General features: G+C 63.8%; 24 protein-coding genes, 2 tRNA genes and 1 pseudogene. 17 read left to right on the top strand and 10 right to left on the bottom strand.

Features of this window, described 5'->3' with window-relative positions; genetic code table 11:
- Nucleotides 1–46: 46 nt before the first annotated feature.
- From CDQ92_RS18945 to CDQ92_RS18920, 6 genes are all read left to right on the top strand, one after another.
- On the top strand, nucleotides 47–982 hold the full coding sequence (locus tag CDQ92_RS18945) for a tol-pal system YbgF family protein (protein WP_088443701.1): 936 nt from the start codon (nucleotides 47–49) through the stop codon (nucleotides 980–982).
- Nucleotides 936–1,946, top strand: coding sequence for a tRNA lysidine(34) synthetase TilS (gene tilS, locus CDQ92_RS18940; RefSeq protein WP_088443699.1), 1,011 nt, complete (start codon nucleotides 936–938; stop codon nucleotides 1,944–1,946). The genes CDQ92_RS18945 and tilS overlap by 47 nt, the downstream gene beginning before the upstream one ends.
- A gap of 82 nt (nucleotides 1,947–2,028) precedes the next feature.
- Nucleotides 2,029–3,975 (top strand): ATP-dependent zinc metalloprotease FtsH, encoded by a 1,947-nt coding sequence (gene ftsH, locus CDQ92_RS18935; RefSeq protein ID WP_088443697.1) that lies wholly within the window; start codon nucleotides 2,029–2,031, stop codon nucleotides 3,973–3,975.
- Nucleotides 3,976–4,013: 38 nt separating this feature from the next.
- Entirely contained in the window at nucleotides 4,014–4,424 is a 411-nt protein-coding gene (locus CDQ92_RS18930; protein ID WP_237246132.1) for a hypothetical protein, read from the top strand.
- 33 nt (nucleotides 4,425–4,457) lie between these two features.
- On the top strand, nucleotides 4,458–4,943 hold the full coding sequence (locus CDQ92_RS18925) for a DUF11 domain-containing protein (protein ID WP_088443696.1): 486 nt from the start codon (nucleotides 4,458–4,460) through the stop codon (nucleotides 4,941–4,943).
- Nucleotides 4,944–4,962: 19 nt separating this feature from the next.
- Nucleotides 4,963–5,568, top strand: coding sequence for a DUF3800 domain-containing protein (locus CDQ92_RS18920; RefSeq protein WP_088443694.1), 606 nt, complete (start codon nucleotides 4,963–4,965; stop codon nucleotides 5,566–5,568).
- Between the two features lie 52 nt (nucleotides 5,569–5,620).
- Here CDQ92_RS18920 and rpoZ read toward each other — a convergent pair whose 3' ends face one another.
- The gene (gene rpoZ / locus CDQ92_RS18915; RefSeq protein WP_088443692.1) at nucleotides 5,621–5,965 is read right to left on the bottom strand and encodes a DNA-directed RNA polymerase subunit omega; all 345 of its coding nucleotides are present in this window, start codon (nucleotides 5,963–5,965) and stop codon (nucleotides 5,621–5,623) included.
- A 140-nt stretch (nucleotides 5,966–6,105) separates the two neighbouring features.
- Between rpoZ and CDQ92_RS18910 the strand changes: the two genes are divergently transcribed.
- Entirely contained in the window at nucleotides 6,106–7,302 is a 1,197-nt protein-coding gene (locus tag CDQ92_RS18910) for a phospholipase D-like domain-containing protein (RefSeq protein WP_088443786.1), read from the top strand.
- On the opposite strand, the gene CDQ92_RS18905 is transcribed toward CDQ92_RS18910, so the two are convergent.
- Complete coding sequence (locus CDQ92_RS18905) at nucleotides 7,299–7,937, bottom strand: class I SAM-dependent methyltransferase (protein ID WP_088443689.1); 639 nt, start codon at nucleotides 7,935–7,937, stop codon at nucleotides 7,299–7,301. The genes CDQ92_RS18910 and CDQ92_RS18905 overlap by 4 nt on opposite strands.
- Before the next feature lie 151 nt (nucleotides 7,938–8,088).
- Between CDQ92_RS18905 and CDQ92_RS18900 the strand changes: the two genes are divergently transcribed.
- Complete coding sequence (locus CDQ92_RS18900) at nucleotides 8,089–9,399, top strand: MFS transporter (protein ID WP_088443686.1); 1,311 nt, start codon at nucleotides 8,089–8,091, stop codon at nucleotides 9,397–9,399.
- On the opposite strand, the gene CDQ92_RS18895 is transcribed toward CDQ92_RS18900, so the two are convergent.
- A complete protein-coding gene (locus CDQ92_RS18895; RefSeq protein WP_088443684.1) occupies nucleotides 9,396–11,723 on the bottom strand; it encodes a CDC48 family AAA ATPase in 2,328 nt (775 codons plus the stop codon). The genes CDQ92_RS18900 and CDQ92_RS18895 overlap by 4 nt on opposite strands.
- A 153-nt stretch (nucleotides 11,724–11,876) precedes the next feature.
- Between CDQ92_RS18895 and CDQ92_RS18890 the strand changes: the two genes are divergently transcribed.
- Nucleotides 11,877–12,755 (top strand): LysR substrate-binding domain-containing protein, encoded by an 879-nt coding sequence (locus tag CDQ92_RS18890; protein ID WP_088443682.1) that lies wholly within the window; start codon nucleotides 11,877–11,879, stop codon nucleotides 12,753–12,755.
- Nucleotides 12,756–12,790: 35 nt separating this feature from the next.
- On the opposite strand, the gene CDQ92_RS21310 is transcribed toward CDQ92_RS18890, so the two are convergent.
- Both CDQ92_RS21310 and CDQ92_RS18885 read right to left on the bottom strand, forming a co-directional pair.
- Nucleotides 12,791–12,958 carry a hypothetical protein gene (locus CDQ92_RS21310; protein WP_158213898.1) on the bottom strand — a complete coding sequence of 56 codons (168 nt, stop codon included), beginning with the start codon at nucleotides 12,956–12,958 and terminating at the stop codon, nucleotides 12,791–12,793.
- Between the two features lie 110 nt (nucleotides 12,959–13,068).
- Nucleotides 13,069–13,143 (bottom strand) — tRNA-Thr (locus CDQ92_RS18885).
- A gap of 106 nt (nucleotides 13,144–13,249) precedes the next feature.
- Here CDQ92_RS18885 and CDQ92_RS21400 point away from each other — a divergent pair.
- The gene (locus tag CDQ92_RS21400; RefSeq protein ID WP_169714587.1) at nucleotides 13,250–13,390 is read left to right on the top strand and encodes a hypothetical protein; all 141 of its coding nucleotides are present in this window, start codon (nucleotides 13,250–13,252) and stop codon (nucleotides 13,388–13,390) included.
- On the opposite strand, the gene CDQ92_RS18880 is transcribed toward CDQ92_RS21400, so the two are convergent.
- Together CDQ92_RS18880 and CDQ92_RS18875 are read right to left on the bottom strand one after the other, a co-directional pair.
- Entirely contained in the window at nucleotides 13,380–13,694 is a 315-nt protein-coding gene (locus tag CDQ92_RS18880; RefSeq protein WP_088443680.1) for a DUF1905 domain-containing protein, read from the bottom strand. The two genes, CDQ92_RS21400 and CDQ92_RS18880, sit on opposite strands and share 11 nt — an antisense overlap.
- 102 nt (nucleotides 13,695–13,796) lie before the next feature.
- Entirely contained in the window at nucleotides 13,797–14,708 is a 912-nt protein-coding gene (locus CDQ92_RS18875; RefSeq protein WP_088443678.1) for a peptidylprolyl isomerase, read from the bottom strand.
- A gap of 73 nt (nucleotides 14,709–14,781) precedes the next feature.
- Between CDQ92_RS18875 and CDQ92_RS18870 the strand changes: the two genes are divergently transcribed.
- The 3 genes from CDQ92_RS18870 (at nucleotide 14,782) to CDQ92_RS18860 (ending at nucleotide 16,327) form a co-directional block, all read left to right on the top strand.
- Nucleotides 14,782–14,872: transfer RNA gene (locus CDQ92_RS18870), tRNA-Ser, on the top strand.
- Between the two features lie 227 nt (nucleotides 14,873–15,099).
- Nucleotides 15,100–15,450 (top strand): sigma factor-like helix-turn-helix DNA-binding protein, encoded by a 351-nt coding sequence (locus CDQ92_RS18865; RefSeq protein WP_158213897.1) that lies wholly within the window; start codon nucleotides 15,100–15,102, stop codon nucleotides 15,448–15,450.
- Complete coding sequence (locus CDQ92_RS18860) at nucleotides 15,401–16,327, top strand: HEPN domain-containing protein (RefSeq protein WP_088443674.1); 927 nt, start codon at nucleotides 15,401–15,403, stop codon at nucleotides 16,325–16,327. Before CDQ92_RS18865 ends, CDQ92_RS18860 begins: the two co-directional genes overlap by 50 nt.
- Before the next feature lie 195 nt (nucleotides 16,328–16,522).
- Here the strand turns inward: CDQ92_RS18860 and CDQ92_RS18855 are convergent.
- The 3 genes and pseudogenes from CDQ92_RS18855 to CDQ92_RS18845 all read right to left on the bottom strand — a co-directional run bounded on the left by CDQ92_RS18855 (nucleotide 16,523) and on the right by CDQ92_RS18845 (nucleotide 19,745).
- A pseudogene (locus CDQ92_RS18855) lies at nucleotides 16,523–17,304 on the bottom strand (IS5 family transposase).
- Nucleotides 17,305–17,558: 254 nt separating this feature from the next.
- Complete coding sequence (locus tag CDQ92_RS18850) at nucleotides 17,559–18,650, bottom strand: flavin reductase (RefSeq protein ID WP_088443672.1); 1,092 nt, start codon at nucleotides 18,648–18,650, stop codon at nucleotides 17,559–17,561.
- A gap of 114 nt (nucleotides 18,651–18,764) precedes the next feature.
- A complete protein-coding gene (locus CDQ92_RS18845) occupies nucleotides 18,765–19,745 on the bottom strand; it encodes an NAD(P)H-dependent flavin oxidoreductase (RefSeq protein WP_088443670.1) in 981 nt (326 codons plus the stop codon).
- Between the two features lie 133 nt (nucleotides 19,746–19,878).
- On the opposite strand from CDQ92_RS18845, the gene CDQ92_RS18840 reads away from it, so the two are divergent.
- From CDQ92_RS18840 to CDQ92_RS18825, 4 genes are read left to right on the top strand one after another with little or no spacing between them, the layout of a single operon-like run.
- Complete coding sequence (locus CDQ92_RS18840; RefSeq protein ID WP_088443668.1) at nucleotides 19,879–20,973, top strand: acyl-CoA dehydrogenase family protein; 1,095 nt, start codon at nucleotides 19,879–19,881, stop codon at nucleotides 20,971–20,973.
- Entirely contained in the window at nucleotides 20,970–22,175 is a 1,206-nt protein-coding gene (locus CDQ92_RS18835; RefSeq protein WP_088443666.1) for an acyl-CoA dehydrogenase family protein, read from the top strand. Before CDQ92_RS18840 ends, CDQ92_RS18835 begins: the two co-directional genes overlap by 4 nt.
- Nucleotides 22,176–22,189: 14 nt before the next feature.
- Complete coding sequence (locus tag CDQ92_RS18830; RefSeq protein ID WP_088443664.1) at nucleotides 22,190–22,972, top strand: SDR family NAD(P)-dependent oxidoreductase; 783 nt, start codon at nucleotides 22,190–22,192, stop codon at nucleotides 22,970–22,972.
- Nucleotides 22,973–22,996: 24 nt separating this feature from the next.
- Complete coding sequence (locus CDQ92_RS18825; RefSeq protein ID WP_088443662.1) at nucleotides 22,997–24,247, top strand: acetyl-CoA C-acetyltransferase; 1,251 nt, start codon at nucleotides 22,997–22,999, stop codon at nucleotides 24,245–24,247.
- Nucleotides 24,248–24,254: the final 7 nt, after the last annotated feature.

Below are 24,254 nucleotides of genomic sequence, written 5' to 3'. Positions count from 1 at the left end.
GCGTTATGAACGACAAAATGGTTAATTGGTGGGGGCCGAACGGCAAATGAAAATGCGTCAGATCACTTTCCTGGGAGCCGCGACGATTGCGCTTGCCGCGACGATGCCCGCGCCCGCGCAAGAGGCGGCCATCGGCAAGCGCGTCGAACGGCTGGAAAAGGAAATGCGGGCGGTCCAGCGCTCCGTATTCCCCGGCGGCAGCCCAACCTTTTTCGAGGGCGAGATTGCGCCCGACAACTCCCCTGGCGAACGCGCGCGTAGCAACGCCCCGGTAATCGACCTGACCGCGCGGGTCGACGCCTTGGAAAGCCAGCTCCAGACGTTGACCGGCCAGGCTGAGCAGAACGCCTTCCAGCTGCGCGAGCTCGAAAAGCAGTTCACCGCCTATAAAGCCCAAATGGATCAGCGTTTCGCCGATCCCGAGGCCACTGCAACGCCCGCCAACCTTGCCCCTGCTCCGGCGCCGACAACGACGTCGACGCTAGCCGCCACGCCGGCGAAGAAGCCCCCGGCCACGGCTGCCAAACCCGCCGCGACAACGCCCAACGCGGCACGGCTCGCGCTGGTCAAAACGGTTGAAATCCCCGCGACCGGCAATGAAACCAAGGACGCATATGATTATGGGTTTCGGCTATGGGAGGCCAAGCTCTACCCCGAAGCGCAGGCGCAACTGAAACAGGTCGTGACCAAATGGCCGAACAGCAGCCACGCCAGCTTTGCCCAGAATCTGCTGGGCCGCGCTTACCTCGACGAAGGCAAGCCCAGCCTGGCCGCCGTCGCATTCTATAATAATTACAAGGACCGCCCCAGCGGCGCCCGCGCGCCGCACAGCCTGATGTTCATGGGCGTCGCGCTCGACAAGCTGGGCCGCAAGGCCGATGCCTGCAAGGCGTTCCGCGAGCTCGAAGACGTCTATGGTGACAAGGCTCCGCAGGATGTCCGAACCGATGCAGCCGCCGCAAAAACAAAAGCAGGTTGCTGACCGCGACCGCGACCGCGCCGATCGGCTGGCGAGCGACCTTTGCGCGCTCGCCGGACCCGAATGGCACCAATTGCACTATGGCGTCGCCGTGTCGGGCGGTCCCGACAGCATGGCGCTGCTCTGGCTGATGGCGACGCTGCTGCCCGGACAGGTCTGGGCGGCCACTGTCGATCATGGCCTGCGCAAGGGGTCGGACCAGGAAGCGCGCATGGTTGCGAGCTTTTGCAATCGCGAACATATCCCGCATTCAACCCTGCGCCCCGCCGCGCCGATCAAAGGATCGCTGCAGGCGGCCGCGCGCGCCGAGCGCTATCATCTGCTCGACCAGTGGCGCGGCGCCAATGCGCTCGACCATATCCTCACCGCGCATCATGCCGACGATCAGCTGGAAACGATTGTCATGCGGCTGAACCGCAGCAGCGGCGTCGGCGGCATGTCGGCGATTCGCTCGCGTAATGGTGCCGTGATGCGGCCGTTGCTGCATTGGCGGCGCAGCGATCTGGTCGGTCTGGCGCTCGAAAATGACCTGCCCTTTGTCGATGACCCGTCGAACAGCGACGATCGTTTCGATCGCGCCCGGCTACGGCAGGCGCTGACATCGCAGACGATCCTCGATCCCGCCGCCGCCGCGCGCTCGGCGGGCTGGCTCGCCGAGGCCGACGAGGCGCTCGACTGGGCGGTCGAGCGCCTGATCGCCTCCTGGCCCGACGCCTCCGATATCGCGGTGATCCGCAACGAATCCTATCCGCCCGAGATGTTCCGCCGCATCGTCGCTCAACGCCTGCGCGCCAATGCCGCCCAGCTGGCGATCCGTGGTGGCTCGCTCGAAGGCGTGATCGCGGCCATGCACAAGGGCAAGCGCGCGATGGTCGGCGCCCTGCTGATCGACCCCGTTCGCGGCTTTGAAGGGGCTATATGGCGCATTTCTGATGCACCGCGCCGGAAACTGCCCAAAAAGGGCTGATTGGCTCATTGTCATTTAACCTGATTATCCTATCTTGTCGGGATAGGAGCGCACTCGCCGCGCCGATTAGGAAAGTACTCGCATGCAGGACGACAAGGAACCGCAGGGCAACCCCTGGATGAAGAGTGTGATGATCTGGAGCGGCATTTTGCTCGCCATGCTCCTCGTCGCCTCGTTGTTCGGAGGACCCGCGCAGCCTGCGGGCAGCGCGATGGCCTATTCCGAGTTCCGCCAGAAGGTCGAAGAAGGGGCCGTCAAGGACGTCGTCCTGTCCGAAGACAGGGTGACCGGCACGCTGTCGAACGGCGACCGCTTCACAGCGAATGTCATCCGCGATCCCGACCTTTTGAAAATGCTCAACGACAATAATGTCAAATATGACGGAATGGCGACCGAAACGCCGAATTTCTGGATGTATATGCTCATCCAGTCGCTGCCCTTCATCCTGATCCTCGGCATCGCCTTTTTCGTGTTCCGTCAGGTGCAGAAGAACAATGGCTCGGGCGCGATGGGCTTTGGCAAGTCACGCGCCAAGATGCTGACCGAAAAGCAGGGCAAGGTGACCTTTGACGACGTTGCCGGCATCGACGAAGCGCGCGAAGAGCTTGAGGAAATCGTCGAATTCCTGCGCGATCCGACCAAATTCTCGCGCCTCGGCGGCCAGATCCCCAAGGGCGCGCTGCTCGTCGGCTCGCCCGGCACCGGTAAAACCTTGCTCGCCCGCGCCATCGCGGGCGAAGCGGGCGTCCCCTTCTTCACCATTTCGGGTTCGGACTTCGTCGAAATGTTCGTCGGCGTCGGTGCCAGCCGTGTTCGCGACATGTTCGAACAGGCCAAGCGCAACGCGCCGTGCATCGTCTTCATCGACGAAATCGACGCCGTCGGCCGCCATCGCGGCGCCGGTCTCGGCAATGGCAATGACGAGCGCGAACAGACGCTGAACCAGCTGCTCGTCGAGATGGACGGCTTCGAGGCGAACGAAGGCATCATCATCGTCGCTGCGACCAACCGCCCCGACGTGCTCGACCCCGCCCTCCTCCGCCCGGGCCGCTTCGACCGCCAGGTTGTCGTCCCGCGCCCCGACATCGAGGGCCGCCAGAAGATCCTTGAGGTTCACACCCGCAAAAAGCCGCTGGCACCCGACGTCGACCTGCGCCGCGTCGCGCGCGGCACCCCGGGTTTTTCGGGCGCCGATCTGGCTAATCTTTGCAACGAAGCAGCGCTGCTCGCGGCGCGCAAGGGCAAGCGCCTGATCGCCAATGACGAGTTCGAAGAGGCCAAGGACAAGGTCATGATGGGCGCCGAGCGGCGTTCAATGGTGATGACCGAGGACGAGAAAAAATCGACCGCCTATCACGAGGCTGGGCACGCGCTCGTCTCGCTCCACGTCGATGGCTGCGATCCACTCCACAAGGTCACGATCATCCCGCGCGGCCGCGCGCTGGGCGTGACGTGGAACCTGCCCGAACGCGATCGTTATTCGATGAGCATGAAGCAGATGAAGGCGCGCCTCGCGCTGTGCTTCGGCGGCCGCATCGCGGAACAGTTGATTTACGGCAAGGACGAGCTCAACACCGGCGCATCGAACGACATCCAGCAGGCGACCGAAATGGCGCGCTCTATGGTCATGGAATATGGAATGTCGGACAAGCTCGGCTGGCTACGCTATCGCGACAATCAGGATGAGGTATTCCTCGGTCACAGCGTGTCGCGCGCGCAGAATATGTCGGAAGACACCGCGCGCATGATTGATGCTGAAGTGCGCCGCCTCGTCGAAGAAGGCGAGAATGTCGCGCGCAAGGTGCTCACCGATCACCTCGACGAACTTCATCTCCTTGCCGGCGCGCTGCTCGAATATGAAACGCTCTCGGGCGAAGAATCGAAGCGCGCCATCAGGGGCGAGGACATCGGCCGCGAGGACGATGCCGACAAGCGCGGCACCCCGGTGTCGGGCCACGCCGGTTCGCTGCCGCAGATCAAGCGCAAGCCGCGCGGTCCGTTTGGCGACCCGAAACCCCAAGGCGCGTAGGCTGATCGACCTGGCGCGCTCGATTCAGGGGGTATTCATTGGCTGACGGCAAGTTGCGGCGCATGACCCTGGGGAAACGCGCGCGCATCTTGCCTGTCTTGCTGACCGCGCCGCTGCTGTGCGCGATGGCGCCGGGCGACATGAGCGTTGCCGCGTTCCTGATGCGAGCCGACTCGCTCGCCCGCCTCGGCCCCCTGGCGCTCGCGACGCCGCAAGGCAATCAGTTGAAAGGCGAGGTGATCGCCGCGGGCAAACGCTACAAGGCGCGTATTGACGCCGATCGCCGCGCCGGGCGCAAAACCACCAGCTGCCCGCCCGAATCGGGAACGCTGACTCCCGAGCAGTGGCTGGGCCACCTACGCTCCTACCCCGCGCCGGTGCGCAAGCGCGTCAGCATCCACACGGCATTCGATGCGCTGATGAAGAAACGCTACCCCTGCCCTGCCTGATCCGCCATGGAGCGATCGACATAGGAGACGGTGATGATCCGTAAATCGTGGACGATAGTGACGCTGGCCACCGCCTTGGCGATGGGCGCTCTGCCCGCCGCGGCACAGGGCACCGGCGCGCTGACGAACAAGCTCGAACTGGAAAGATCGGGACCGGGCGTTGATGGCCGCGAGGGCGAGAAGACCTACACCACGCCCGATGTCGTCGTGCCCAGCGACCGCATTCGCCTGACCCTCACCTTCACCAACAATGGCGCCGCCCCGGCGGCGGGGGTCAATCTGACCAACCCGATTCCCGAGGCGTTGATCTTTGATGGCACAAATGACACCGCAGGTTTTGCCGTTTCCGTCGATGGCGGCAAGACCTATGGGGCGCTCGCTGCACTGACAGTCGCCGTCCCCGGCGCGGCAGAGCGGCCTGCCGCCGCGAGAGACGTCACGCATGTCCGCTGGCTGTGGAGTGATGCTGTCCCCGCGGGGCAAAGCCGCTCGGTCGCCTTCTTCGGCCGCGTCCGGTGACCCATCGGCCCCGCCGCCGGTGACGATTTACTGTGACGAATCGGGTGGGCTCAATGCCGGTGCGATGACGTTTGCCGCGGTCATGTTGTCGCCGCAGGTCGCCGCCGACATTCATGCGCGGTTTCGCAGCGTCACCGGCCTGCGCGGCGAACTCAAAGGCAGCCGGATCAGCCTCGTCGAGCGCGCCTACCTGCTAGAACTTTTCGATCGCGCCGGTGGCCGCGCCTGGGTTGCGATGGCGAGGCGCGACACGATCGGCGGGAAGCCTGGTGGCGCCGTTCCCAGCGACCTGTCGGTCTATGCCGCGCTGCTCAACCTCGCAGTCGGGCGGTGGCTGCCCGAAACCGGCGGCGTATGCACCGATGTCGTGATCGACGATGGCCGCTATGATCCAGTGATACTCGGCAAGGTTCGCGAAGAGATTCAGGCGGGCCTCGGCGCGTGGGGCCGTGCCTCTCTGGCGGAAAGCCACCGCAGCGACGGGGTACAGATCGCCGACGTCATTGCCAACAGCCTGTTCAACATTGCCGCCGGCTCACCCCGCGCGCACCGGATCCAGCGAATCATCGAACCGATGCTGGCATCGAAAGCGATCCGCGTGGCCGAACTCAAGGATTTCGGCTGACACAAAAAGGGCCGCAGTTTCCCGCAGCCCCTTCGTTCACATGTCGCAGCGCTTATTCGAAGTCGCTGCCCCCACCCGCGGGGCTGCGCGGCGGCGCGGCGGCGGTCAGGCGGAGGGCTTCGGCCGAGCGGCTGATCGAGCTGATTTCATCGGGCGTATCGTCATCGTCGATCACAACCTTCTGCAGCGTCGTGATCAGCGTTTCCTTCAGATCCTTCGGACGCACCGTCTGCTCGGCAATCTCGCGCAGCGCGACGACGGGGTTCTTGTCGCGGTCGCGGTCGATGGTCAGCTCTGAACCGCCTGAAATCTCGCGCGCGCGGTGCGCGGAGAGCAGGACCAGGTCGAAACGGTTGGGAATCTTGTCGACGCAATCCTCGACGGTAACGCGGGCCATGTTGTTTCCTTAGAATATCGGAGAGACCAGCCCTTTTTGAAGGCGTGGCGGCAAGCGCTGCGCGCTAGCAGGACGGCCCGCCGCTGTCAATCGAAGCGCTGCCCTTGCGGCGCTTGTATCGCCCCGCCTATGAGCGGGCGATGACTGATGCATCCAGCCCTGCCAGCGATCTCGATACGCTAACCGCTGACGTCGCCGGTCACCGGCTGGAGGTCATCGTCGACGGCGACCAGAGGCTCGAACGCATCCTCGCCCTGCTCGCTGGCGCCATCCGCAGCATCAACATCATCATGTATATCTTCGAGCACGACGCTGCCGGAACGCGCGTCCTCGATGCCATGACCGCGGCCGCGCGGCGCGGCGTACGGGTGCGTGCGGTGATCGACAGTTTCGGCTCATCGGGCATCGCGGACAGCATCTTTGTTCCGCTGCGTGAAGCGGGCGGCAGCGTGACGTTTTTCTCGCGGCGCTGGCGATCGAGCTATCTGATCCGCAACCACCAGAAATTGCTGTTGATCGACGACGAGGTGGCGGTGACCGGCGGGTTCAACATCGCGGCTCCCTATCTGGGCACACAGCTGGACAATTGCTGGTTTGATCTTGGCATCATCGTACGCGGGTCCTCGGTGGCGCGGATGGTCGCGTGGTTCGAGGAAATCCACGACTACACCGTGACCAACGACGGCAAGCTGCTGATGCTCCGCCGCCTGATCCGTGAATGGCCGGTGGAGGCGGGGCCGGTGACCTGGCTGGTCGGCGGCCCGACCCAGCGGCTGTCGCCATGGGCGCAAGCGGTGCGCACCGATTTGGTCGGCGCGCGCCAACTTGACATGGTGATGGCCTATTTCTCGCCGGGCCAAGGCATGCTGCGGCGCCTTAGCCGCGTCGCCCGGCATGGCCGAGCGCGCTTCATCATGGCGGCGAAATCTGACAATGCGGCAACGATCGGTGCCTCGCGGCTGCTCTATGGCTATCTGCTGCGCAAAGGGGCGCAGGTCTGGGAATATCGCCCCTGCAAGCTGCACATGAAGCTGATCGTGATCGACGATGTCGTCTATATCGGTACCGCTAATTTCGACATGCGCAGCCTGTTCGTGAATGTCGAGGTGATGCTGCGCGTCGCCGACGCCGGTTTTGCCGAGCAGATGCGGGGCTTCATCGCGGCGCAGCAGGCGGATTGCGACGACATCACCGCCGCCAAGCACAAGGCGCGAGCCGGATGGCTGACGCGGCTGCGCTGGACGCTCGCATGGTTTGTCGTTGGCGCCGCGGACTATACGGTGTCGCGGCGGCTCAATTTCGGTCTTGGAGACGCCGATCCCGATCTGGAAGTTTAGTCCTTCCAGCCCCAGAACAGGAAGCAGGGCGGCACATTGACCCACTCGAACGCATTGTCGATGCGGGCAAAATGCGGCGCGAGGAAATCGCGCGCGCGGGCGCGGAACTGATAGACAAGGAACGCGCCGCCGGGGCGCAGAACGCGGTGCGTTGCCGCCGCAATCGCCGGGCCGACGCCGGCGGGCAACGTCGAGAAAGGCAGACCCGACAGGACATAGTCAGCTTTTTCAAAGCCGTGCGCTGCGATGATCGCTTCAACTTCGGAAGCCGAGCCGTGAACCGCGATAAAGCGGCTGTCGCGGATATCCTTGCGCAGATAATCGATAAAATCTTCGTTGGTGTCGATCGCGATCAACGTCGCGTCACCCGCCATGCGTTCGAGCACCGGACGGCAAAAGGTGCCAACCCCTGGGCCATATTCGACGAACAGCTTGGTGTTCTTCCAATCGACGGGCTTCAGCATGTGGCGGATCAGCGTCGGCGACGATGGCACGATCGACCCGACCATGACCGGATGCTTGATAAAACCACGGACAAACATGCCCCACGGTCCGAAAAAGCGCTTGAGGCCCTCGCGGACCCGGCGGCCCAGCGGAGCTTTCTTTTCTTGGGCCTGCGCCCGCGGATTGGTCATATTGGCTTTCGCGTTGTTGCGGTTGCCGTTGGCGTGGCAAAAACAGCGCGTTGGCGCAAGGAAAGAGTCTGTCTTGACTCTGGACAGGGGAGCGCTCGCGTGTAGGGAAAGGCCCGATTGCGGACGCTGAACGGCTAAGGGGATTTTCGGCATGGCGACATTATCGCGCTCGATCCCCGCCGATCGCATGGCCGTCCTGTTCGCGGTCATGCTGGTCGCTGCCGCGGGCAATACCGCGATGCAGTCGATCCTGCCTGCCATCGGCGCCAAGCTCGACATTCCCGACGTGTGGGTCAGTCTGGCGTTCAGCTGGTCGGCGCTATTATGGGTGATGACCGCGCCTTATTGGGCGCGCCAGTCGGATAAACGCGGGCGCAAAGCCTTGATGGCGCTCGGCGTGATCGGCTTCATGCTGTCGATGGCGCTGTGCGGACTGGCGCTGTGGGCCGGGCTGGCCGGCTATCTCGCCGCGGGAACGACGTTCGTGATCTTCGCGCTGTTCCGCAGCCTGTACGGCGGGTTCGGATCGGCGGCGCCCCCGGCAGTCCAGGCCTATGTCGCGTCGCGCACCGACCCTGAGGAACGCACCCAGGCATTATCGCTCGTCTCGTCGTCGTTCGGGCTGGGGACTGTGATCGGCCCTGCGATCGCGCCGTTGTTCATCCTGCCCTTTGTCGGGCTTTCGGGACCGTTGCTGGTTTTCGCCCTGATCGGCTTAATCGTTCTGATCATGCTGCGCTGGCGGCTGCCCGACGATGTCCCGCGGTTCGCCGCGCGCGGCGCGATCGCGGCCTATCCGACCGCTGCCGGATCGACAGCGTCGGCGAGCGAGGACAGCGACGAAGACGTTGAGGATCGCGATGCCCCCGCCGCGACGCCGCTGCGCTGGACCGACAAACGCGTTCGGCCATGGATGCTCGCCGGGCTCTGCGGCGGTCAGGCGCAGGCGATGATGCTCGGCGTCATCGGCTTCCTGATCCTTGATCGGCTCGAGCTTCGCCCCCGCCCCGACGAAGGCGCCGCAATGACCGGCATCGTGCTGATGGCCGGCGCCTTCGCAACCTTGTTGTCGCAGTGGGGGCTGATCCCGCTGCTCAAACTGTCGGCGCGCACCGCGGTTCTGATCGGCGCAGCGCTCGGCGCCAGTGGGCTCATCATCACGGGAGTAGCGCAGGATCTCCACGGCATCGTGATCGGCTTCGCGCTCGCATCGCTCGGTTTCGGGCTGTTTCGCCCGGGCTTTACCGCGGGCGCGTCGCTATCGGTGCCGCGGCGCGATCAGGGCAGCGTCGCGGGCATGACCGCGTCAATCAATGGGTCCGCCTATATTGTGTCGCCTGCGATCGGCGTCCTGCTCTACAACTGGCACCCGATGGTCGCCTATGGGCTGATGGCGGGATTCTGCGGCTGGCTGGTGCTGTGGGGCTGGTCCGCTTTGCGGCTGGACCAGCCCACCGCTTAATCCTTCACGACGTCGTCGCCATGCTTCTGCTCGCGCACCGGCTTGAGCATGCCGGGCGCGAAAAAGCCGATCGGATTGACGCTCATCGCCTGCTGCTTGATCTCGCCCTGGATCTTTTCATAATCCTTTTCCATGGCTTCGGTGACCGAGGCGCGGGTGTCCTTCAGCGCCGCGTCGAAATCAGCCATCGTCACCGTATCGCTGTTGATCGACCGCTTGAGCGCCGCCAGACCGGCACGGCGGGTCAGATCTTCCAGATCGGCGCCGGTGAACCGGTCCGATTTTTCTGCCAAAACCGCCAGATCGACGTCGTCCGCCAGCGGCATCTTGCCGGTCTGGATTTCCAAAATCCGGCGGCGGCCTTCCCTGTCGGGCACCGACACGTAGATCAGTTCGTCGAGCCGTCCCGGGCGCAGCAGCGCCGGATCGATCAGGTTGGGGCGGTTGGTTGCGCCGATGACGACCACCGACTGCATCTCCTCGATCCCGTCCATCTCGGCCAGGATCGTGTTGACGACGCGCTCGGTCACCTGCGGCTCGCCCGACGTGCCGCTGCCGCGTGCTGGCACCAGGCTATCGAGTTCGTCGATAAAGATGATCGTCGGCGCCACGGCGCGCGCGCGGGCGAACAGCCGCGCAATCTGCTGCTCACTCTCGCCATACCATTTCGACAGCAGGTCCGAAGACTTGATCGAGATGAAATTGGCATCCGATTCGCGCGCGGCGGCTTTTGCGAGCAAGGTCTTGCCGGTGCCTGGCGGGCCATAGAGCAGGAAACCCTTGGCAGCACGGATCCCGAGCCGCCGGAACGCCTCGGGATGCTTCAGCGGCAGTTCGATGCCTTCGATTAGCTTCTCACGCGCCGCGTCGAGCCCACCGATATCGCTCCACCGGGTCGTCGGCGCCTGCACCATCACTTCGCGCATCGCCGATGGCTGCACGCGTTTCAGCGCATTGCTGAAATCATCGCGCGTCACGCGCAGTTCCTCCAGCACCTCGGGCGGGATCGTTCCTTCGGCGAGGTCGAGCTTGGGCATGATCCGCCGCACCGCCTCGATTGCTGCCTCGCGGGTCAGCGCCGCCATGTCGGCGCCGACAAAGCCAAAGGTCGTGCGTGCCAGTTCGGCCAGATCGACATCTTCTGCGAGCGGCATGCCGCGGGTATGGATGCCCAATATCTCGCGCCGCCCGCCTTCGTCGGGAACCCCGATGATTATTTCACGATCGAAACGGCCCGGACGCCGCAGCGCTTCGTCGATGGCGTCGGGACGATTGGTCGCAGCGATGATGACGAGATTGGTGCGCGGCTCGAGCCCGTCCATCAGCGTCAGCAGCTGCGCGACAAGGCGCTTTTCGGCCTCGCCCGTCACCTGCCCGCGCTTGGGCGCGATCGAATCGATCTCATCGATGAACAGGATCGACGGCGATGCCTTGGCGGCCTGCTCGAAAATGTCGCGTAGCCGCTTTTCGGATTCGCCATAGGCCGACCCCATGATTTCGGGGCCGTTGATCAGGAAAAACTGCGCTTCGCTCTCGTTCGCGACCGCGCGCGCCAGCCGCGTCTTGCCGGTTCCCGGCGGGCCATGCAGCAGCACCCCGCGCGGCGGATCGACGCCCAGGCGGCGGAACAATTCGGGGTAGCGCAGCGGCAGTTCGACCATCTCGCGTAGCTGATCGATCGTTTCGCCGAGCCCGCCGAGATCGTCATAGGTGACATCGGTGCGGCGCGCGTCCTGCGGCTCCTGATATTCGGGCAGCAATTCGATTTCGGTGTTCTCATCGATAAACACCACGCCCTTGGGCGCTGCCGATACGACGAGCAGGCGCACCTCGGCCAGCGCATAGGCAGGCGCGTTGAGCATCTGGCGCAGCTGCGGCGGCATGTCGCCCGATTCCAGCCGCTGTTGCCCCGCGGTCGCGACGGTATCGCCTGCGACGACAGGGCGCCCGAAAAAGCTGCGCTTCAGCGCGTTCGCCGATCCTTGCAGCCGCAGATTTTCCTGCGCCGGGGCGAACACGACGCGCGTTGCCGGGCGCGTCTCGACCCGGCTCAACATCACCATGTCGCCCGCGCCCGCGCCCGCATTGGCGCGCTGCAAACCGTCGAGACGGATCACCTCCAGCCCTTCATCCTCGGCATAGGGCAGCACCACGCGCGATGCCGTCTGCCGCTTGCCGCTGATCTGGATGATATCACCCTCGGTGACGCCCAGTTCGGCCATCGTGGAACGCGGAATGCGCGCAATCCCGCCGCCGCTTTCCTCGGCGCGCGAATTCGCGACCTGCAGTTTCACCTGTTTTTCTTTTACCGCTGCATCGGCCAAGGCGCGTCTCCTTCAAAAACTCGATATGCCGAAGATAGGGTTGTCGTTCCCGATTTGCGACCCCCGCCCGTTGCTTGGCCCCTCGCCGCCCTTTGCCGCACTGCACAAAATTGTGGCAAGTCGCGCGGGCTCATGTCATCATCGGTGCCGGATATGCCACGCCTTCCTCCCCTCAGCAGCATGGAGGCCTTTCTCGAGGTCGCCCGCTACGGCACCGTCAAGGCTGCCGCGATCGAACTCGGCCTGTCGATGCCCGCGCTGTCGCGGCGGATCCAGACGCTCGAACATGCCGTCGGCCGCCCGCTGTTCAACCGCCACCATCACGGGCTCAGCCTGACCGAGGCGGGCCGCGCGCTGCAAGGCCAGTTAGCGCCGATTCTCGACGAATTGCGGACCGTGATCGGCCAGGTCGGCAGCCCCGAGGCATCGTTACGCCTGCACCTCAACGTCCTGCCACTCTTCGCCCAGCAGCGGCTGTTCCCGCGCCTGCCCGAACTGCGCCGCGAGCATCCCGAACTGCATATCGACATCGACACCATGTCACACGCCGAAGCACGGCTGGGCGACGGCATCGACGCTGCGATCGCCCTAGCACGCTCGATCGACCCGGCGCTCTATGCCGCGCGGCTCGATCAGGACAAGGTGTTCCCGATCGCCGCTAGGACGCTGACCGATGGCGATCGGCCGTTTGTGGTGCCCGAACAATTGCAGCGCATGACCGTCCTCCTCCACCGCGAGATGCCTGAGACATTCAGCGAGTGGAAAAAGGCGATCGGCATGCCGTATCTGGAACCGGCGGGGATCGATTATTTCGATTCGGGACCGCTGATGCTCGAGGCCGCGGCGCAAGGCATCGGCGTCGCCTTCATGCACGGCCACCATTTCGACGACGCGCACGACCCGCGCCTGGTGCGTCTGTTCGATTTCGACGTCGACAGCCCGTACAGCTACTGGTTCGTTTGCCGCCCGCGCGCATTGCGCCAACCGGCGGTCAAGCTGTTCCACGACTGGCTGCTCGCGGCGAAGATTTAGCACCCTTTGCAGTTCAACCGCTGCGTCCGACCAAGTTATTCGGGCGCATTGCTGGCCTCAAGGCGATCGCGGCTCTTTTGATCTTCGCGCTCGCGCCGACGAAGATATTTGCGATCGGGGCGATTGTGCCGAATATAGGCGACGCCGGCGACCGCGGCCGCCACCATCAGGGCGATCAGGCCGTAGGCGACCCATAATCTCATCTCGATGTCATTGACTCCGTCAGGGGCAAATATCGCCCTGACCCGTTGTACGGCGTTCGCGCGTGAAGGTTCCCAAGCCGCCTGCCACAAAATGTCCAGCGTGGGGGAAATGGTGCTGCTGGGGAGGATTGAACTCCCGACCTCGTCATTACCAATGACGCGCTCTACCACTGAGCTACAGCAGCAACCGAAACGCCCGCAAACGCCTGTTCGCTGGGCAGGCGCGGCCTATGGCGGGGCGCCCCGCGCCTGTCAAGGCGCGAGACTTGACGATGGGGCAATTTCGCGGGCATGGCCGCTATTGTGAGCAAGCCGCCCTCCCCCGCCGACATCGAACGCGAACGCCGCCTGGCGGAGGCGCTGCGCGACAATCTGCGCAAGCGCAAGGCGCAGTCGCGCGATGCCAAGGCCGAAACCCCGGTTAAAGACTGACGGTCACCGTCACCTCATCGCCCTCGACGAGCCCCTCGGCGTTGCGCACCGCAGCCTTGACCGGCAGCAGCCACCCGCCGCTTTCCTTGTGCGGGAACACCGATGTCTGCCAGCTTGTCTCGCCGATCATGACATCGACCCGCGCCGATCCGAATCCCTTGCGCCCGTTCAGCCACTGTCCGCTGATCGCCGCGATGCGGATCGCGTCGGCTGCGTCGCCCGTGATCGTGACGAAAAACCACGCCGCGGGGGCAGTCGCGGACTGCCAGCGCCAGAGCGGGGTGGTGACGACAAAGCTTTCCACCTTTCGCTTAGTCCGTTCGTGTCGAGCGAAGTCGAGACACCCAGTCGGAGCGCACGACGCCAGGACACCTCGACGTCGCTTGATGCGAACCGCTGGGGACTATCATTTTTCGACCGATCGCACCGGCACCGGAATGTTGCAGATGTCAGCACCGCCAGCAGGCTTGATGAAAAACGGATCGCGGCGATTGGCGCGGGCGTCGGCATAGCGCGCAAAGCTGTCGCTTTCGGTCGACAGATATTCGAAGCGCGGTTGGTCGCTCACATCCAGTTCGGTAGCGATCCGGACCGACGTAATCGGCACCCGCTCCTTTTCATCCTCATAGAAGCCCAGCGCGCCGGTCCCGCGCGGTAAGCTCGACAGATGCTCGATCCCGCTGACCACGCGGCCAACAAGAGCGATATTCTGGTCCAGATGACGCGGAGCGTGGCCAATCACCGTATAGAGCTCAGCACCGCTGCCGGTGTCGGGCGAAAAGTTCCGGCCGACACCAACCATGCCATAGCAATGGACGGGCCACACCGCGTCGGCATTCCAAGCGACCGGCCAACCCGCCAGAACACCATGATGAGGAGCGTATGAGCCATTAGCAGACGGCAACCACGTCGTTGCGCCACGCTTACGCTCCGAGAGATACGCGCTCTCCGGTACCGTCACCAAACCTTCCGGCAACGCCTTCTTCTCGGTCGCGTCGCCCCACTGCACGACATAATTGTCCTGCACCCGGTTAATGCTCGTCCCGTCCCACCATTGCGCCGCGGCAAGCTTGCGAATATTGCCGATCCACCCCAGGCTGAACGGTGCGGGCATAAGCTGGATCACCACGCGGCGCGCCTTGCCCTTAGCGTCGGGCGCCAAGTCCATCACCAACAGGTCCGCCGCGGCAATCGCAATCCAGTCGCTCGCCGGCGCGGCAGCTGTGATCTCGCCGGGCGACGGGATCGGCGCAGGTTCCTGCGCGGTAGCCGGAAGGGTAAGCGAAGCGGCAGCGGCGGCCAGGAGCAGATGTTTCATGCCGCCTGTCTGCCATGCTCAACCGACTTGCGAAAGCCCCGTCCAGCGATTAGGGCGCGCGTTCCAAGCATGCGGAGCGGTGGCCGAGTGGTCGAAGGCGCTCGCCTGGAAAGTGAGTATAGGTCAAAAGCCTATCGTGGGTTCGAATCCCACCCGCTCCGCCAAGTTCTAATCCCACTCTCTCCCGAACCGTCCCCAAGACTCCAGCTTAGCTGCGGGTTTGAAGGGCGCTTCGTATCCCTGCGCGTCCGACGTCGTCCAGTCCGACATTTTGCCAATGTATGACTAAATCTTATCATTCAAGGGAGGCGGCCTACCGGTGGTGAAACCGTCTCGAAAAGCGGCGCGTCATGATGGAGGATTGGGCGAACTATTGCGGTGGGAGGAATCGGTGAGCCGTTACACCCGCGCGCGGCGCCACCTGCTCCGTAAGTACGAGCGCGCCGTCGATCGGATCGACGAGGGGTATCGCGCGATCTTTCTCGGCCACCGCGTCGCGGAGCTGAGCTATCGCGAACTTGTCGAGCGCCATGGCGTCAGCGTTGCCGAGGTCGAACAGGCGATGATCCGCAGTCTGCGCATCATCGCTCAGACGGTCGATGGAAAGAACCGCAGGTGGTGGCAGTTCTGGCGGCGATTACACCGCTTCGATCTTGCCAACCAGCCGCTGCGCCGACAGGGTGCCGCCAGCAATGAGAACCGACCTCGATCATCTCCCGGCCAACAAGCAGCGCGAACTTGAGCGCGTAAAGCAGATCATCTTCGAAGAATTTGCCGACAGCATCGCGCTCGCGACGATGAGTTGGAAGAAGAAGGGCCGGATCGACAAGCTCATTCTCTATGGCAGTTATTCGCGCGGCGGCTGGGTCGACGAACCGCATACCGCCAAGGGCTACCGCTCGGACTTCGACCTGCTGATTATCGTCAGCGACAAGCGGCTTACCGACAAGGTGGATTATTGGCTGAAGCTTGAGGACCGGCTCAACCGCGAGCTGGCGATCGACAAGACGCTCCATACGCCGGTCAACTTCATCGTCCACACGATTCAGGAAGTGAACGATGGGCTCGCGCACGGGCGCTATTTTTTCATGGACGTCGCCAAGGACGGCATCGCGCTTTACGAATTTGACGATAAGGAACTGCACAAGCCGAAACCCAAGACCCCCGAGCAGGCTCTGGCCATGGCGCAGGAATATTTTGACGAATGGATTCCGCTCGCTGCCAGTGCGCAGAAGGGGTTTCATTTCTTCATATCGCAAAACGAACTTCGAGATGCGGCCTTCATTCTACATCAGGCTACCGAGCGCCTTTACCACTGCGTACTCTTGGTCTGCACCTTCTATAGCCCGCACGTCCACAATCTCGGCTTTCTGCGCACCCAGGCCGAGCGGATCGACATGCGTCTTGTCGATGCATGGCCCCGCGAGATGAAGGCTGATCGTTCACGCTTCGAGAAGCTCAAAGAAGCCTATGTGAAAGCGCGCTACTCAAAACATTACCGGATCACCGAAGAGGAACTGCGCTGGCTCGGCGAGCGCGTCGAAGAACTCGGCCGCGCGGTCCACGCGATCTGCTCCGAGCGGATCGCCGAACTTGATGCCAACGCCTCGCGCACCTGAATTCCCGACCCTATATGAAACGGACGTCGCTACCGACGTTTCACACAGTGGAGAGAGTTTGTCGCATGTGGTGCACCGCTACCGGCCGACGGTAAACATCGGGTAAGCCTTCGCTGTCGCTGGCGCCACGATGGCCGTAAGACGGTTGCCGTCCAACTACCCTGATCGGAACGCTTCGTAGAAGTACAAATGATTTTAGGTCGTGTTGACAAAAGATTTCAGCCATAGTCGCATGGCGGCGAGGTTGAGGAAGCTCTCGAACGAGAGCAGGGTTTTGTCATAGCGTGTTGCAATGCGTCGTTGCTGTTTTAGCTTGCCGAACATGCGCTCGACGCGGTTGCGGTCCTTGTAGCGGCGATAGTCGGGATGCTCTGGCACCTTGCGGTTCGAGCGAGGCGGGATGATCGGCAGGATGCCCCGGACCAGCAGGCTTTCCCGGAAGCGATCACCATCATATCCCTTGTCCGCGAGCAGCGCCTTGGGTGTGGCGACGGGGATCGCCATCAGCGGTTCGGCAGCAGTGTAATCGGAAGCCTCGCCGCCGGTCAGGATGAAGCCGACAGGCAGTCCTTGATTGTCGCAGCGGGCGTGGATTTTGCTCGTAAAGCCGCCGCGTGATCGACCAAGAGCGTTCGCACAAGCCCCCCTTTTCCGCCCGCTGCCGAGACGTGGCCGCGAACGCTGGTGCTGTCGATCATGTGTTGCCAGTCGTCGGTTAGACCCAGATCGACCAGTGTTTGCAGCAGGGCATCCCAGACACCCTGTTCGGCCCAGCGCCGGAAGCGGACATAGACCGAGTTCCACTTGCCGTAGCGCTCGTGCATGTCGCGCCAGGGGCAGCCGACCCGCAGCACGTGAAGCATTCCATTGAGGAACCGCCGGTTATCGCCCGCCGGCCGCGCCCAACGACCGCGCTCAGGCGGCAGCAGCGGCCCAATCAGATCCCACTCCGCTTCCGACAAATCCCCGCGACCCATGACTGCTCCTCAAAAAGCAGTCTTGAATCAGAAGTCGACGCGATTGGGAATCCCTTTTGTCAACACGGCCTAGACAACAATGACGCAATCTGGCGTAGGGGCTTTATGGAATGAATGATGAATTCATGCGCGCAGAGGGACTTGCGTGCGACCGAACTTGAAGCATGAGTATTTAGAAAGATATATAAAATAAATAATTTATACTCTAAAATAGCTTCCGCTCCGCCATCGACCGTCCGGTCCGGCCACAGCCCTTAAGCGAAATGCAGCCGGCGATATTTGCCGCGGAAGTAGAGCAGCGGGTCGCGGTGCGGTTCGAACTGCGCGCGCACGACGCGGCCGACCATGATGAAATGATCGCCCGCCTCGTGCAGCGATTCGCGTTGGCATTCGAACGACACCAGCGAACTGCCGAGCAGCGGCACCCCAGTCTGTCCCGGCGCCCAGGGCAGGTTGGCGAACCGGTCCTCGCCGCGCGTCGCAAAGCGGTTCGACGCGGGTTGCTGGCCAATTTGCAGCACATTGACCCCAAAATGGCCCGCCTCGCGCAGGGCGGGAGCCGTCCCCGCCGAATTGGCGATGCACACCAGCAAGAGCGGCGGGTCGAGCGATACCGATGTGAAACTATTCGCGGTTAGCCCCACCGGCACTCCCGCCGCGTCAAGCGCGGTGACGATGGTGACGCCGGTGGCGAAACATCCCATCGCATCGCGCAGCGTGCGCGGATCGGAGCCCGCCTGAAACTCGGTCGCCTCGCGCGGCTGGCGGCGTTCGAGAAATTCGAGCAGCTGCCCCAGTAATGCCTCGGTCCGGTCGGCGTCCAGCGCCAGATCACTATCGTCGATGTCGGCCTGTTCGCCGATCGGCAGCGCGGCAGCAAACACATCGCACTCGGAAGTAATCGGCGCCGCCGCAAAGCCGCCGCGCACGACCAGCGTCGGCAGCGCTTGTCGCGCCGCAATGCCTTCGGCAACGGCGTCGGCATCGTCGGGCATATCGACCAGTACCAGGCCGCCCGCCAACAATATGCCGTCGGTCGCGAGCGCGCGCGTCGCGATCCAGCCACCGTGCCGCGCGGCGACCACCACCGGGCGCGACCCCATCTGCGCGAGGACGAGGCGCAAATCTTCGACATGGGCGGCGAGTTGGTCAACGCCGCCGGACGCGCGCAAGTCGAGACTGACCACCCGGCGCCCCGACAATGCCAGGCCATCGGCCACCGCGCGCCACGCGCTGCGCTGCTGCCCAATGTCGGGGATCAGCAACACCGCGGGGTCGTTGTCGTCGCCCAGCACGTCGGCGGACAGCGGGACGCCGCCGAAACCCTTGTATTCGATGACGCTCAAACATCCCCCCTGGCGCACCGGCGGGCGAGAACGCCGTGGGCAACGAACTGATCAAATTGCGAAGAATCGGATCATATCGAAAGCACGCGCGCCGCGCCAGCATATCGCCGCGGCCTACCGCCGCAACGACGCCAGCCGCTGATCAACGATCGCGTCGGCGTCGGCAATGATGCGGTCGATCAGTTGCTGACAGGTCGGAATATCGTGGATCAGCCCCTGCACCATCCCCGCCCAGAACACGCCCTTTGACAGATCGCCGGTTTCGAGCAACTCGCGCCCGGCCTTACCATTCACCAGTTCAGCCACATCGGCGAACGTCGCGTCGGGCTGGGCGAGGCGGCGCACGACCTCTTCGCTCACCGCGCTCTTGCCGACGCGGGCGGTGTTCTTGAGGCTGCGGAAGATCAGATAGGATCCGCGCTCGTCATTATCGACATAGGCCTGCTTCACATTGTCGTGGATCGGCGCCTCGACCGTCGCGCAGAAACGGGTGCCCATGTTGATGCCTTCGGCACCCAGCGCAAGCGCGGCGACAAGCCCGCGGCCGTCGCCGAACCCGCCCGACGCCAGCATCGGGATCTTCACCTTGTCGGCGGCGGCAGGGATCAGGATCAGCCCGGGAATATCGTCCTCGCCGGGATGGCCAGCACATTCGAAACCGTCGATCGAGATGATGTCGCAGCCGGCGCGTTCCGCCGACAAGGCGTGCCGCACCGCGGTGCATTTGTGCAGGATCGCGATGCCATGCGGCTTGAGCATCTCCCAGATCTCGCGCACCGCGGGGGTACCTGCGGTTTCTACGATCTTGACCCCGCCGTCGATGATCGCCTGTGCATAGGCCTTGTAATTGGGCGCATTGATCGTCGGGAAGACCGTCATGTTCACGCCGAACGGCTTGTCGGTCATCGCGCGGCAGCGCTCGATCTCGGCGCTGAGCGCCGCGGGGCTCGGCTGGGTCAGCGCGGTGATGATGCCGAGCCCGCCCGCGTTCGATACCGCGCTCGCCAGTTCGGCATAGCCGACGCTCTGCATCCCGCCCTGCACGATCGGATGTGCGATCCCCAGCATTTCGGTGATGCGTGTCTTGAAAGCCATCGTCAGTCCCTTCCCCAATGTCGGTCGCAACAAAATGACGCTACGTCGCCGCCGCGCCGGAATTGACTTGACGTTTACGTCAACGTCCGGTTCATTGGCAAGACAAGATAATGGGAGCGGGACAGATGCGGCCATGACGATCCTCTATGATGAAGGCCAACAGGCGATCGCGACCGAATCGCGGCGGGTGCTCGAAGCCCGAATCAGCAAGGACGCGTTGCTGCCGCTGCTCGAATCGGTCGGCGAATATCATCGCCCGTTCTGGGACACGGCAAAGGAACAGGGCTGGACCGCGCTCGCGCTTCCCGAAGCGCATGATGGTCTGGGCCTCGGTCTGATCGAACTCGGGCTGATCGCGCATCAGGCGGGCCGATCGCTCAGCGGCGCGCCGTTTCTGACGTCGGGTTTTGGCACAGCGAAGGCGATCGAGCTTTACGGGTCCGATGCGCAAAAGGCGCGCTGGTTGCCCAAGCTGGCTTCAGGTGAGAGCATCGGCGCCATTGCCTTTGCCGCTGGTCCCGACACGCTGCCGGCCCAGCCCGATGTCACCTTAACCGACGACCGACTGAGCGGCATCGCCCGCGGCGTCTCCGGCGGATTGGCGGCCAATGTCGCGATCGTGCTGGCCAATGGTCCCGGCATGCCGGTGCTGGCCCTCGTCGATCTGACCGGCGTCGAGCGCACCGCGGTGCCAAGCTTCGACAACAGCCGCTGCGTCGCCAATCTGGGCTTTGCCGGCGTAAGAGCCGAAACGCTGGCGGTCGGAACCGCAGCACGCGATGCGGCGCTCCACATTCTGGCCCTTCAGGCCGTCGTCACCGCGCACGAGCAGACCGGCGGCGCCGAGGTGCTGATGGAAATCGCGCGCGATTACGCGCTGACCCGCCGCGCCTTTGGCCAGCCGATCGGCGCCTTCCAGTCGGTGAAGCACCGCATTGCCGAGCTTTACGGGCTGGTCGAACTGGCGCGCGCCAATTGCATCCACGCCGCCTCGCGCGAGGGCGCAGCCGACTTCATCACCGCCGCCGCCGCGGCACGCCTGTCGGCGACCGAGGCCTATGACACCGCGGCGCGGGACTGTGTGCAGATCCATGGCGGCATCGGCGTGACCTGGGATCTCGGGCTCCACCTCCATATGCGGCGCGCGCGCAGCCTCGCGATCGAGCAGGGCAGCAGCCTGTTCTGGGAAGATGTGCTCGTCGACCGACTGGCAGGAGAAGCCGCATGAGCGATCTGGAAACCTATCGCGCCAAAGCCGCGGCGTGGCTTGCATCCATGGCGCCGACCTATGGGCGTGAGGCGCGCAAGGGTCTGGCCGAAGCCGACGATCTTGCGCTCGGCCGCCGTTATCAGAAGGCGAAGTTCGACGCGGGTTTTGCCGGGATCAACTGGCCGACCGAATATGGCGGTCAGGGGCTCGGGCATCTCGAAAAGGTCACCTTCGACGCCGAAGAGATGAAGCACGGCTTTCCCAATTTCTATTTCGGTATCTCGCTCGGCATGCCGGTGCCGGTGCTGATGCAGTTCGGCAGCGACCGGGATTTCGTCAAGGAACGGGTGCTGAAAGCGCTGCAAGGCGAGGAAATCTGGTGCCAGCTCTTTTCCGAACCCTCGGGTGGCTCGGATCTCGCGGGCCTGCGCACCAAGGCCGAGCCCGACGGCAACGGGTGGAAGATCAACGGCCAGAAAGTGTGGACCAGCTGGGCGCATTACAGCGACTATGGCGTCATCGTCGTGCGCACCGATCCGACCGTCCCCAAGCACAAAGGCCTCACCTATTTCTGGGTCGACATGAAGGCGCCGGGGGTCACCGTCCGCCCGATCAAGCTTGCGGGCGGTGACAGCCATGTCAACGAAGTCTTCTTCGACGATGTGAAGATTAGCGACGACCACCGCATGTCGCCCGTCGGCGGCGGCTTTGCGGTCGCCATCACGACCTTGATGATCGAACGCTATGTCGCGACGGATAGCGCGGGCTTCGGTCCGCACCTCGACCTGTTTGTCGATCTGGCCAAAGACACGCTGCTCAATGGCAAACCCGCGATCGAGGATGGCCGCATTCGCCACCAGATCGCGCGCAACCACGCGATGCGGTCGGGGCTCGATTCGATCAACGTCCGCGCGCGGCTGATGATGCAGGCCGGGATGATCCCGGGTGCCGAAGGATCACTCAACAAGCTGGTCGCGGTCCGCTCGCGCCAGAAGCTCTCTGAACTTGCGATCGATTTGCAGGGCAGCGACGGCTTCGCCTTTGACGAGCATGCCTCGCAAAAGGAGGATTGGGCGTCGAGCTGGATCAACGCCCCGACGGGTCGCATTGCCGGCGGGTCGGACGAGACTTTGCTCAACACGATCGCCGAAAAGGTGCTCGGCCTGCCGCAGGACCATCGCCCCGACAAGGGCATCCCCTTCAATCAGATTCCGGCCTGAGGAGGCGCAGCCAAATGAAGTTCGATTCCACCACCGCGGCGGTTGTCACAGGCGGCGCATCGGGTCTTGGCCGTGCCACCGCCGAAGCGCTGGCGGCCGCGGGCGTGAAGGTCGCGATTTTCGACATCAACGAAGCGCTGGGCGAAGAGGTCGCGGCATCGATCGGCGGCCTGTTCTGCAAGGTCGATATCACCGATGAACAGTCGGTCCTCGACGGCTATGCCAAGGCCCGCGCGGCGCACGGCCAGGAACGGATTTGCGTCCATTGCGCGATGACCTCACGGCGCGGCAAAACGCTCGCCTATGACAAGGAAAGCCGGACCTTCCGGCGCACCCCGACCGAAGATTATGCTTATGGCGTGGCGGGGATTTTGACCGCAAGCTATCGCATCGGGTCGATCGCCGCCGAGGGCATGGCAACGCTGCCCGAAATGGACGACGGCGAACGCGGCGCGATCATCTTCACCGCCTCGGTCGCGGCGCAGGACGCGCAGATCGGGCAGGTCATTTATGGCTCGGCAAAGGCAGGCGTGAACGGCCTCGTGCTGCCGATGGCGCGCGACCTGATGGACCTTGGCATCCGCGTCAACGCGATCATGCCCGGCGTGTTCGGCACGCCGCTGCTGGGCAATATGAACCCGAAGGTGAAGGAAAGCCTCGAAGCCTCGGTCCCCTTCCCCAAGCGGCTCGGCAAGGCGGAGGAATATGCCAGCCTCGCAATGGAAATGATCCGCAACACCTATTTCAACGGCCAAGCCGTCCGCCTCGACGGCGCGATCCGCATGGCCCCTCGTTAAAACACGCCCCGAAAGGAATATCTCATGGCCGAAGCCTATATTATCGACGCCGTCCGCACCCCGCGCGGGGTCGGCAAACCCGGCAAGGGCGCCTTGTCGCACCTCCACCCGCAGCATCTTGCCGCGACGGTGCTGAAGGCGATCAAGGACCGCAACAAGCTCGACACCGCAACCGTCGACGACATCATCTGGTCGACATCAAGCCAGAATGGCAAGCAGGGCGGCGATCTTGGCCGGATGGCGGCGCTATCGGCGGGTTATGACACCAAGGCGTCGGGGACGACGCTCGACCGCTTCTGCGGCGGCGGTATCACCTCGGTCAATCTCGCCGCGGCCAGCGTGATGAGCGGCATGGAAGATTGCGTCATCGCCGGCGGCACCGAGATGATGAGCTACACCACCGCTTTCGCCGCCGAACAGGCGAACGCCGGGCTGCCGCCGCGGCTGATGGGATCGGGGCATGAAGCGCTCGACGAACTCCACCCCCAGTCGCATCAGGGCGTATGCGGTGACGCGATCGCCACCATCGAGGGGATCAGCCGCGAGGCGCTCGACGCGCTCGCGCTGGTCAGCCAGCAGCGCGCCGACCAGGCGATCAAGGAAGGCCGTTTCACCAAATCGGTCGTCCCGGTTCTGAATACCGACGGCAGTGTCGCACTCGATCATGAGGAATTCCCCCGCCCCGAAACCACCGCCGAAGGACTGGCCTCGCTCAAGCCCGCCTTCACCGGTCTCGCCGACTTCGACCTTGGCGGCGGCTTCACCTTCCGCAAGCAGGTCAATCGCCGCTATCCCGATGTCGAGATCCAGCATTTCCACCATGCCGGGAACAGCTCGGGCGTCGTCGATGGCGCTGCGGCGATCCTGCTCGCGTCCAAAGAATATGCCGACAAGCATGGCCTGAAGCCGCGTGCGCGCGTCGTCGCTTATGCCAATATCGGCGACGATCCGACGCTGATGCTCAACGCCCCGGTCCCGGCGGCGAAAAAAGTGCTCGAAAAGGCCGGCCTCACCAAGGACGACATCGACGTCTGGGAAATCAACGAAGCCTTTGCCGTCGTCGCCGAAAAATTCATCCGCGATCTCGATCTCGACCGCGAAAAGGTCAACATTAACGGCGGCGCGATGGCGCTCGGCCATCCGATCGGCGCTACCGGATCGATCCTGATCGGCACCGCGCTCGACGAACTCGAACGCTCGGGCGGTCGCTACGGCCTCGTCACCATGTGCGCCGCGGGCGGCATGGCGCCCGCGATCATCATCGAACGGATCTGATCACGTC

Origin of the sequence: Sphingopyxis bauzanensis (assembly GCF_002205675.1) — a bacterium.
Taxonomy (GTDB): domain Bacteria; phylum Pseudomonadota; class Alphaproteobacteria; order Sphingomonadales; family Sphingomonadaceae; genus Sphingopyxis; species Sphingopyxis bauzanensis.
Note: the sequence above shows the minus strand (reverse complement) of the source record. Positions and strands in the feature narration are given on the sequence as shown.

Bases quoted from the DNA above. Each gene is read 5' to 3' on its own strand.
- CDQ92_RS18945 (WP_088443701.1), top strand. From the start codon at position 47: ATGAAAATGCGTCAGATCACTTTCCTGGGAGCCGCGACGATTGCGCTT.
- tilS (WP_088443699.1), top strand. From the start codon at position 936: ATGTCCGAACCGATGCAGCCGCCGCAAAAACAAAAGCAGGTTGCTGAC.
- ftsH (WP_088443697.1), top strand. From the start codon at position 2,029: ATGCAGGACGACAAGGAACCGCAGGGCAACCCCTGGATGAAGAGTGTG.
- CDQ92_RS18925 (WP_088443696.1), top strand. From the start codon at position 4,458: ATGATCCGTAAATCGTGGACGATAGTGACGCTGGCCACCGCCTTGGCG.
- rpoZ (WP_088443692.1), bottom strand. From the start codon at position 5,965: ATGGCCCGCGTTACCGTCGAGGATTGCGTCGACAAGATTCCCAACCGT.
- CDQ92_RS18910 (WP_088443786.1), top strand. From the start codon at position 6,106: ATGACTGATGCATCCAGCCCTGCCAGCGATCTCGATACGCTAACCGCT.
- CDQ92_RS18905 (WP_088443689.1), bottom strand. From the start codon at position 7,937: ATGACCAATCCGCGGGCGCAGGCCCAAGAAAAGAAAGCTCCGCTGGGC.
- CDQ92_RS18900 (WP_088443686.1), top strand. From the start codon at position 8,089: ATGGCGACATTATCGCGCTCGATCCCCGCCGATCGCATGGCCGTCCTG.
- CDQ92_RS18890 (WP_088443682.1), top strand. From the start codon at position 11,877: ATGCCACGCCTTCCTCCCCTCAGCAGCATGGAGGCCTTTCTCGAGGTC.
- CDQ92_RS21310 (WP_158213898.1), bottom strand. From the start codon at position 12,958: ATGAGATTATGGGTCGCCTACGGCCTGATCGCCCTGATGGTGGCGGCC.
- CDQ92_RS21400 (WP_169714587.1), top strand. From the start codon at position 13,250: ATGGCCGCTATTGTGAGCAAGCCGCCCTCCCCCGCCGACATCGAACGC.
- CDQ92_RS18875 (WP_088443678.1), bottom strand. From the start codon at position 14,708: ATGAAACATCTGCTCCTGGCCGCCGCTGCCGCTTCGCTTACCCTTCCG.
- CDQ92_RS18860 (WP_088443674.1), top strand. From the start codon at position 15,401: ATGAGAACCGACCTCGATCATCTCCCGGCCAACAAGCAGCGCGAACTT.
- CDQ92_RS18845 (WP_088443670.1), bottom strand. From the start codon at position 19,745: ATGGCTTTCAAGACACGCATCACCGAAATGCTGGGGATCGCACATCCG.
- CDQ92_RS18840 (WP_088443668.1), top strand. From the start codon at position 19,879: ATGACGATCCTCTATGATGAAGGCCAACAGGCGATCGCGACCGAATCG.
- CDQ92_RS18835 (WP_088443666.1), top strand. From the start codon at position 20,970: ATGAGCGATCTGGAAACCTATCGCGCCAAAGCCGCGGCGTGGCTTGCA.
- CDQ92_RS18830 (WP_088443664.1), top strand. From the start codon at position 22,190: ATGAAGTTCGATTCCACCACCGCGGCGGTTGTCACAGGCGGCGCATCG.
- CDQ92_RS18825 (WP_088443662.1), top strand. From the start codon at position 22,997: ATGGCCGAAGCCTATATTATCGACGCCGTCCGCACCCCGCGCGGGGTC.